At 43.6% G+C, this 8,345-nt stretch carries 6 protein-coding genes and 3 pseudogenes; 5 read left to right on the top strand and 4 right to left on the bottom strand.

The features are described from left to right. Both V5G28_RS09965 and V5G28_RS09960 read left to right on the top strand, forming a co-directional pair. A pseudogene (locus tag V5G28_RS09965) lies at positions 1-656 on the top strand (hypothetical protein); the annotation flags it as partial. A 121-nt stretch (positions 657-777) separates the two neighbouring features. Further along, positions 778-1,155 (top strand): sulfite exporter TauE/SafE family protein, encoded by a 378-nt coding sequence (locus V5G28_RS09960; RefSeq protein ID WP_332992077.1) that lies wholly within the window; start codon positions 778-780, stop codon positions 1,153-1,155. Between the two features lie 116 nt (positions 1,156-1,271). On the opposite strand, the pseudogene V5G28_RS09955 reads toward V5G28_RS09960, so the two are convergent. Beyond that, a pseudogene (locus V5G28_RS09955) lies at positions 1,272-1,466 on the bottom strand (IS701 family transposase); the annotation flags it as partial. A gap of 514 nt (positions 1,467-1,980) precedes the next feature. Between V5G28_RS09955 and V5G28_RS09950 the strand changes: the two are divergent. From V5G28_RS09950 to V5G28_RS09935, 3 genes and pseudogenes are all read left to right on the top strand, one after another. Continuing rightward, positions 1,981-3,288 carry an efflux RND transporter periplasmic adaptor subunit gene (locus V5G28_RS09950; RefSeq protein WP_332992075.1) on the top strand — a complete coding sequence of 436 codons (1,308 nt, stop codon included), beginning with the start codon at positions 1,981-1,983 and terminating at the stop codon, positions 3,286-3,288. 24 nt (positions 3,289-3,312) lie between these two features. Beyond that, a complete protein-coding gene (locus V5G28_RS09945) occupies positions 3,313-3,843 on the top strand; it encodes an acylphosphatase (protein ID WP_332992074.1) in 531 nt (176 codons plus the stop codon). 11 nt (positions 3,844-3,854) lie between these two features. Continuing rightward, positions 3,855-6,967, top strand: a pseudogene (locus tag V5G28_RS09935) (efflux RND transporter permease subunit). Between the two features lie 196 nt (positions 6,968-7,163). Here V5G28_RS09935 and V5G28_RS09930 read toward each other — a convergent pair. Genes V5G28_RS09930 through V5G28_RS09920 form a run of 3 tightly spaced genes read right to left on the bottom strand, consistent with a single transcriptional unit; the run spans position 7,164 to position 8,264 of the window. After that, a complete protein-coding gene (locus tag V5G28_RS09930; RefSeq protein WP_332992067.1) occupies positions 7,164-7,667 on the bottom strand; it encodes a hypothetical protein in 504 nt (167 codons plus the stop codon). A 22-nt stretch (positions 7,668-7,689) separates the two neighbouring features. Next, on the bottom strand, positions 7,690-7,875 hold the full coding sequence (locus V5G28_RS09925; protein ID WP_332992065.1) for a hypothetical protein: 186 nt from the start codon (positions 7,873-7,875) through the stop codon (positions 7,690-7,692). Positions 7,876-7,895: 20 nt separating this feature from the next. Continuing rightward, positions 7,896-8,264: a hypothetical protein gene (locus tag V5G28_RS09920; protein ID WP_332992063.1), complete on the bottom strand. Its 369-nt coding sequence runs from the start codon at positions 8,262-8,264 to the stop codon at positions 7,896-7,898. Positions 8,265-8,345: the final 81 nt, after the last annotated feature.

Here is an 8,345-nt window from a genome sequence, read left to right as displayed (position 1 = left end):
AGCAAAATACCCTAATCTTCAATGGTATTCGCCGCTTATTGGATGAGCAATTCAATCGCCTCTCGCAGTTGGAACAATCGATAATGTACTGGTTGGCAATTAATCGGGAATGGACGAGTATTGCAGATTTACGCGACGATATTGTACCTGGTGTTTCCACCGCAGAGTTGTTGTCAGCTTTGGAGGGGCTAAATGGGCGATCGCTTCTTGAAACAGACTCTAGTTACTACACCCTACAGCCATTAATGATGGAGTACGTTACCAACAAACTGACTAAACAGATGGCTACTGAATTAACCACTAAAGAACTTTCTTTTTTTCTTAAATATTCGCTGGTAAAAACAACAGTCAACAACATTGTAAAACAAAGCCAAGAAAAGTTATTTTTGCAGCCAATTGCTGAGTCCCTCTGTAGTAGTTTTTATTCGGCATCAGCTCTCGAAAAGCAAATTCAGGAAATTTTTCAGCTACTGAACGATGAAAACCGTAAATTAGCTAGCTATGGTGTTAGCAACTTAATTAATCTCTGCCGTCACCTCCGACTTGATATAACTTCCTATGACTTTTCCGATTTGACTATTCAGCACGTCTCTCAAAAGAAGAAAAATTTGCGCCGTATTAATTTTGCCCACGCTAACCAGGCGAAAGCCGTGTAATTTTATCTTCGCTACTTTTAGCCCTAATAGTTAGCTTCTTAAGTTTCCGTTAACTTATCCATCTTCACCCAAAAGCCACTGCCAAAAACGGAAACTTGTAATCAAAAGGAGGTTGCTTACTATGAATAACGTTTTACTGTGTCTCATTTTAGGATTAGTGGCAGGCATTATTAGCGGGATGACAGGTATCGGTGGTGGTATGATCATTTTGCCAGCTTTAATGTTTTTCTTAGGATTTTCTCAACATTTAGCACAAGGAACTACACTAGCATTGCTTGTCTTGCCAGTAGATTTATTAGCAGCATGGACGTATTATAAACAGGGTGACGTAGATATCAAAGTAGCCAGCATCTTGTGTTTGGGGTTTATTTTCGGCGGATGGTTTGGTGCAAAAATTGGGATAAGTTTACCTAATGAGTTTTTAAACAAAGCTTTTGCATTTTTATTGCTGCTTAGCGCTATGAGGATTCTATTTATGCCTCATTCAGAATCACTGTGACATAAGTTTTTCTAAATACACAGGGCTTACGCAAGATTATGAAAAACGAACCACCAAGGATGCAAAGGACACAAAGAAATAAGAGTTTCACCAGAGTTGTTGCGTAAGTCCTGCAATAGCCCCTGCTCGTTGCTTAATCCCACCACACGCGATATTGCTAGTAGAGTTTTGCGTTTAATATCTGAAATCATCCCTACGTGAAGATATTTAAATGCTTCAAAACTTCTTACTTCTGAAAATAGCCTTTTGTACCATTCACAGTAATCGTCAAAAAATTTTATGGTTTCAGCAGGCTCTCTTGCCTCAGACATAGACCAGCAAAGAGTTTGCGACATTTTACTTTATTATTCTCTCACGAAAGTGATGGAATAGCCTTAGTCTGCGCAGGCGGGCTTCGCTTGTGTAGCCGCGTGCCTCCTGCGGAGGAGCTAACGCGTAGCGTGCGGCTTCGCGCATATTCTATCCGCCAGGTCTTTTTGCACGCATTGGGATGCTCCCTATTAGTGGCTTCAGGGTAGGGGTGCTGTTTCTATTAGATTAGTACTGTTATCAACATAACTTTGCTCTTAACTTTTCCCTAAGTTACTCATCTTCACCCTCAAGCCAAGGGTTGTAACCGAAACTTGATGTTAAGCAAAGATCCGGTAACACAGATGATGACTAATCAAAATATTTTACATAGATATCGAATGTCTTGTTAGTCAGCACACCTTAGTCCTCAAATAAGTACTAAAGTAATGACTACAAACTTATCAAAAGTTAGCTAAATATGCTGTCTAATATCACAGATAAAAAATATAATTTATTTCCTAACAAGCCATAAGTATGATTTTCAAACATCCACTAATAAAATTCACACTTCTACAAAAGGGTAGTTTGGGTTTACTACTACTAGGAATTGTTTGCTTTTCTAGTTGGGCTGTTTTGGGTAAACGACCCACGCAACTTAAGACAGACAACCACAAAGCTGTACCTGTAGTTGTAGCTCAAGTCACCCAGGCAACAGTACCTCTAGAAATTCGCAGCACGGGAACCGTTGAGGCATACTCCACCGTATCAATTAAGTCATTGGTTGATGGACAACTTATGGGAGTGTACTTTCAACAAGGGCAGCAAGTCAAGAAAGGACAGCTATTGTTCAAAATTGACCCCACACCTTTTCAGGCAAATTTAGATCAAGCGATCGCTAAACAGGTACAAGCACAGGCGCAAGTGCAGCAGGCGATCGCCAATCAGCAACAAGCCAGTGATCAAGTCACCCAAGCAAAAGCTACACGGGCGAAAGATGCAGCCCAAGCACACAATGCTGATGTTGAAGCACGACGTTATACGCATTTATTTCAGCAGGGAGTCGTTACCCAGGAACAAGCCCAACAATATCGCACCACTGCAGATGCAGATCAAGCAACTGTGTCTGCTGATCAAAGTGCAATCCGAGAAGCGATCGCTGCTGTGGGATCAGCTCAGGCAAATGTGCAAAATGCTCAAGCAAATCTCAAAGCAGCTGAGGCGGCTGTAGCCAGTGCTAAAACTCAACTTGCTTACACCACTATCTATGCACCCATTGACGGGCAAACAGGTAACTTACAAGTTAATCAAGGTAATTTGGTCAAGGCTAATGATACCAGTGGATTAGTAGTCATTAACCAAACTCATCCTACTTACGTTTCTTTCTCGATTCCCCAACAGCAACTACCCAGACTCAAAAAATATATGGCTACAAGTAAGTTGGAAGTAGATGCGTTAGTGCCAAATCATTCAGCACAGCCAATAAACGGAGAACTCACCTTTGTAGATAATACCTTGGATACCACAACTGGAACGATTCAACTAAAAGCCACCTTTAGCAACACCCAAGGACAGCTATCACCAGGGGAATTTGTGGATGTGGTGCTGAAACTGGCTCAGTTATCCAATGCGATCGTTGTCCCTTCGCAAGCATTACAAACTGGACAAAACGGACAGTATGTATATGTTGTCAAATCTGATAAAACAGTAACAGCCCGTCCAGTGAAAGCTGGGGATACGGTAGGCAACGAAACGGTGATTAATCAAGGGCTCCAACCCGGTGAGCAAGTCGTTACCGATGGACAATTCAATCTTGCACCTGGTGTATCTGTTGCTATCAAATAATAATAAATAGACTTTTAACTAACCATGATTGCATATACTGTCAAGCATCTTCTCAAACAATTTTCGTTGGTAATAGTCGTTTTAGCGATCGCCCTGTTTGTTTTTCAAAATGTCGCTCTAGCCGATAAGCCACCAACTAAAGATTCTGTAGTTGCCGTAACCGGAAGAGTCACAGGCAATGTCCAACAGGTAGGATTCCGGGCTTTTCTGTTCAAACTAGCAATTCAGTACAACTTAGCTGGTTGGGATCAAAACCTCAGCGATGGAACTGTGGAATTTATTTGGCAAGGAAAACAATCCCGAATTGATCAAGCCATAGCGCAAATTCCTACAGGTGATACATCGGCAATTGTTACTCAGGTTTTGACTAAATCAATACCAGTGAATCCTGAACTGAATACTTTTGTTGTCCGAGGTTGGACTTCTGTTAGTCGTCATTATTTTAAACCCACTGACCTAACTTTCACGCTGCGCGATGACAATAGCGTTATCTCTGCAAAGGCGGCACAAAAAATTTACAAAAATACTATTCGTCCAATAGTTGGGGACAAGTAACATTATTAGCCATGAATATGACTTCTGTGTTCATTCGCCGCCCAATTATGACCACCTTGGTTATGCTGGCGATTCTAGTTTTTGGGCTGATGAGTTACTTTATATTACCCGTCAGCGACCTCCCTAACATGGATTTTCCCACAATCTCGGTGTCTGCTAGTTTACCAGGAGCCAGTCCAAAAACGATGGCGGCATCGGTGGCAACGCCTTTAGAGCAGCAATTTTCCACCATTGCCGGCTTGGATTCCATGAACTCCACCAGCGCCATAGGGAGTAGCCAAATCGTCCTGCAATTTAATTTGAGTCGAGATATTGATGGTGCAGCGCAGGACGTACAGGCAGCGATCGCTCAGGCAACTAAGCAATTGCCTAGTGATATGCCTAGTCCCCCATCATATAAGAAGGTGAATCCAGCAGAGCAACCGATTCTTTACATTACCCTCAGTTCAGACTTGGTGCCACTTTCCGAGGTAGATAAGTATGCAGAGGAGACACTGGGGAACGCCTGTCGATGGTAGATGGAGTGGCGCAGGTGCTCGTTTACGGTTCCCAGAAATATGCTGTTCGTATCGAAGTTGATCCCCAATCATTGAAAGCCAAAGGGTTAGGCATTGATGATGTGGCAAAAGCGATCGCTCAAGGTAACGCCGATTTACCTACTGGGAATCTCTACGGTAATCACAAAAATTACACCGTTGAAGCTAATGGTCAACTGCTCAATGGTGCCGGCTATCGCGGCTTGACTGTTGCTTATAGTAATGGTGCGCCAGTGCGTTTGGGTGATTTAGGTCAGGTAATTGACAGTGTGCAGAATGACAAAATTGCCAGTTGGTATTTTACGAATCAGGGACAGATTCCTAAACGTTCGATTATTTTGGCAATTCAACGTCAGCCGGGAACGAACACCATCGATATTGTGGATGCAATCAAAGCACTGCTCCCTAGTTTGGGATCGCAAATTCCCGCTGCTGTGAATATGGATATTTTCTATGATCGCTCTCAAAATATCCGTGACTCGGTGAATGATGTCAAATTCACATTATTACTCACCATTTTCTTGGTGGTGTTAGTCATCTTTCTCTTTCTGCGAAACCTGCGTGCTACTTTAATTCCCAGTTTGACTGTACCCCTATCTTTAGTTGCCACCTTTGCAGTCATGTTCCTACTGGGCTTTTCCTTAGATACACTTTCCCTAATGGCGCTAACCTTAAGCGTTGGTTTCGTGGTAGATGACGCGGTGGTAGTCCTGGAAAACATCGTCCGTCACATGGAAATGGGGGAAAATCGTCTGCAAGCTGCGATCAACGGCTCAAAAGAGATTGGCGGCACAATTATTTCTATGACTTTATCGCTAGTGGCGGTCTTTATTCCCATGTTGTTCATGCCTGGTATTTTGGGAAGATTGTTTCATGAATTTGCCGTTACCATTGCCGCTGCTATTCTAGTTTCCGGTCTTCTTTCCCTCAGCTTAACGCCGATGTTATGCAGTCGATTTTTGCAATCAGAACATCAGGAAGTAGGGGAACACAAAGAAATGGACGACAAAACTCAAAACTTTGCTTTGCGTTTCTACGCTTGGAGTCTGCGAAAGTCCTTGAAATATCACCGCACAACGATGATTCTCTCTGGTGCAATTTTGCTAGTGACAATGTATTTATTTGTTATCGTTCCCAAGGGCTTTCTCCCCAGTGATGATAACGGATTGATTACTGCCCAAACCCAAGCAGCCCAAGATATTTCCTTTGGCGACATGATCAAGCACCAAGAAGCAGTGGCAAATATGATTCGTAATGACCGCAATGTAGATGTACTCAACTCAGTTATCGGCTCATCGGCAACTGGAACAGCGGGGAATAATACGGGGATTATTGTCATTCGGCTCAAACCCAGTTCTCAAAGACACCTCAATGCTGATCAAGTGATTCAGGAATTACAACCAAAATTACGGCAAGAACCGGGAATTAAGGTGTTCTTAATCAATCCACCACCAATTAACATTGGTGGCAAGCAGACAAATGCTCAGTACCAGTTCACCTTACAAAGTACCAACTTCCAAGACCTTTATAAATACACCCCCATCCTGCAAGACAAACTCAGCAAAATACCAGGATTGCAGGATGTGAATAGTGATTTGCAAATTGATAACCCTCAAGTGAATGTGCAAATTAACCGCGATCGCGCTAATGCCCTTGGTTTAACTGCCCAACAAATCGAAACAGCCCTAGGTGATGCTTATGGTACTATCCAAGTTTCCACGATTTACGCCCCAGATAATGAGTATGAAGTCATACTAGGGCTGTTACCGCAGTATCAGCAAGACCCCAATGCCCTCAATTTGCTTTCGATTCATTCTCCTAATGGTCAGCTTGTCCCCTTAAATGCAGTTGCCACCTTAACAAAAAGTGTAGGCTCGTTAACTGTCAACCACCAGGGACAACTCCCAGCGACAACCATCTCCTTTAACCTTAAACTGGGCGTATCTCTAGGAGATGTGACGGGAAAAATTCAACAAGTTGCCCATGATACTTTACCTGCAACCATTAGCACCAGCTTTCAGGGTTCAGCCCAAGCTTTTCAATCTTCAATCGCCGGACTGGGGTTGCTGTTGCTGGTGGCAATTTTGGTGATTTACATTGTGCTGGGGATTCTCTACGAAGACTACATCCACCCCTTCACAATTTTATCCAGCTTGCCTTCTGCTGGATTTGGCGCACTGCTCACACTGATATTGTTCCATATTGATCTCAACGTTTACGCCTTTATCGGCATCATCTTGCTAGTGGGCATTGTCAAGAAAAACGGCATTATGATGATTGACTTTGCAATGGAAACCCAACGCCATACAGATAAATCCCCCAGAGATGCCATTTACGAAGCCTGTTTAGTACGTTTCCGCCCCATTATGATGACTACAATGGCAGCTTTCATGGGAACATTGCCGATTGCCCTTGGTTTGGGCGCTGGTGCAGAATCACGTCGACCTTTGGGGATGGCAGTTGTAGGAGGGTTGCTATTTTCTCAACTGCTGACACTATACATTACACCCGTGTTTTACACATACATGGAAGCGCTGCGGAGAAAGTTAGAAAAAAGCAGCAATAGCGAACTTCTGCATACACCGTAACTTTCAAGAAACACATTCGGTAGGTGTTGAAATAGGGATGAGTTCTAAACCAAAAGCCTGAGCTTTTTTCTTAAGGTTTTTGAGTATACGGTCTCGATAGTGTTGCTCATAACTGGTGTTTAGACTAAGCAACAAGAAACGACCCAGCAATGCTGAGTTGAAAAGAAACAAGCTTCAGGGATGAAAATCGACAATCTTAAGCAGTTTCTGGTTGTTCTTTGGGAGGTCGAGTGGTAGTTTTTTTAACTATGGGATAGCGAATTCTACGTTGTCGTGGTTGTCCGCTCTTCCAGCCTGGGGACTTTCCGCGAGGTTTGGGCGATCGCGCAGGAGTACCAATCGCCGCTAAAATGCTCCCCATTGCCTGGGCAACCCTTCCAGGGGTCAAATTGTCTAATGACTTTTGCCAAGGTAAAGGGTTATCCGCAACGATATCAGGCGCTAACCACAATTCCCAAGTCATCATTGGCATCAAGTCACTCCAACGCTCACATTGCTTAGGTGTACTGAGCTTAGGTAGTGTCCAGTGTAAGCGTTGCTTCAAAAATCGATACCAATGGTCAACAGTAAAACGACGCAAGTAGAGTTGCCAAACTTCTTCTAAGGTCGGCATTTGTTCTCCTACCCAAGCCAACCACAAAGGTTTTAATACTTTCAAGTTGCCAAGATCATCAAGACGCTCAACCCGAATCAGGGACATCGGGCGTGTAGCGGTTTTGCGTTCATTGTAAATTTGACCACAAGCTCACCTTGAGTCGTCCCAGCTTGGGATGGTTTAGTTCTATACTTCTCGTGACTTCACTCCATGTAGAGGGTTCATTTAGTTTGAATTTGTCACCATGTTTCCTGGGTCGCCCCCTACCAGAATATGCTGGTGGTGCGCCCCATAAACACTGGTTAGAACGCAAACGTACTCTTATTATCAGCTTTAATGTTGGTAGTCTTCAAAACGCGCATGGGCGCAGCCATACTCACTATCCCAAACCGAAATTGGTCTTTGGGGTAAATGTTCACACACTTGTTGTAGCTGCCATGTTGCTTTCTCAATTGGGTTTTCCCAACTGGTAATTCGCTCATGTCTCAGGGGTAACGCCCAACTACCCAAATCCTCTGGTATCCAAGCAATCGTGCTATAGCCCTGACCAACGGTAATTGGTTTGTTTCCTCCGATTGAGACACTGCTGTGTTCAATCCTCCTTTCCTGTAGAGTTACCGCATCTGGGTGCGACCAAGCTGTGTGGTCGCCAGCCAATAACGGACGACCCTGTGCTGGCATCTGTTTGATGTATAACTGCATCAATTTTTGTCGCTGTGGTCTGCTATCTTGTAACGCTTCATAAATACTCGGCTACTTGCGTCTAAATACTGGTCATAGTAA

Origin of the sequence: Scytonema sp. PRP1, from assembly GCF_036697665.2 — a bacterium.
Taxonomy (GTDB): Bacteria; Cyanobacteriota; Cyanobacteriia; order Cyanobacteriales; family Nostocaceae; genus Kalymmatonema; species Kalymmatonema gypsitolerans.
The sequence above is the reverse complement of the archived record's forward strand: the minus strand, read 5'-3'. Positions and strand labels throughout refer to the sequence as shown.

Bases quoted from the DNA above. Each gene is read 5' to 3' on its own strand.
- V5G28_RS09960 (WP_332992077.1), top strand. From the start codon at position 778: ATGAATAACGTTTTACTGTGTCTCATTTTAGGATTAGTGGCAGGCATT.
- V5G28_RS09950 (WP_332992075.1), top strand. From the start codon at position 1,981: ATGATTTTCAAACATCCACTAATAAAATTCACACTTCTACAAAAGGGT.
- V5G28_RS09945 (WP_332992074.1), top strand. From the start codon at position 3,313: ATGATTGCATATACTGTCAAGCATCTTCTCAAACAATTTTCGTTGGTA.
- V5G28_RS09930 (WP_332992067.1), bottom strand. From the start codon at position 7,667: ATGTCCCTGATTCGGGTTGAGCGTCTTGATGATCTTGGCAACTTGAAA.
- V5G28_RS09920 (WP_332992063.1), bottom strand. From the start codon at position 8,264: ATGCAGTTATACATCAAACAGATGCCAGCACAGGGTCGTCCGTTATTG.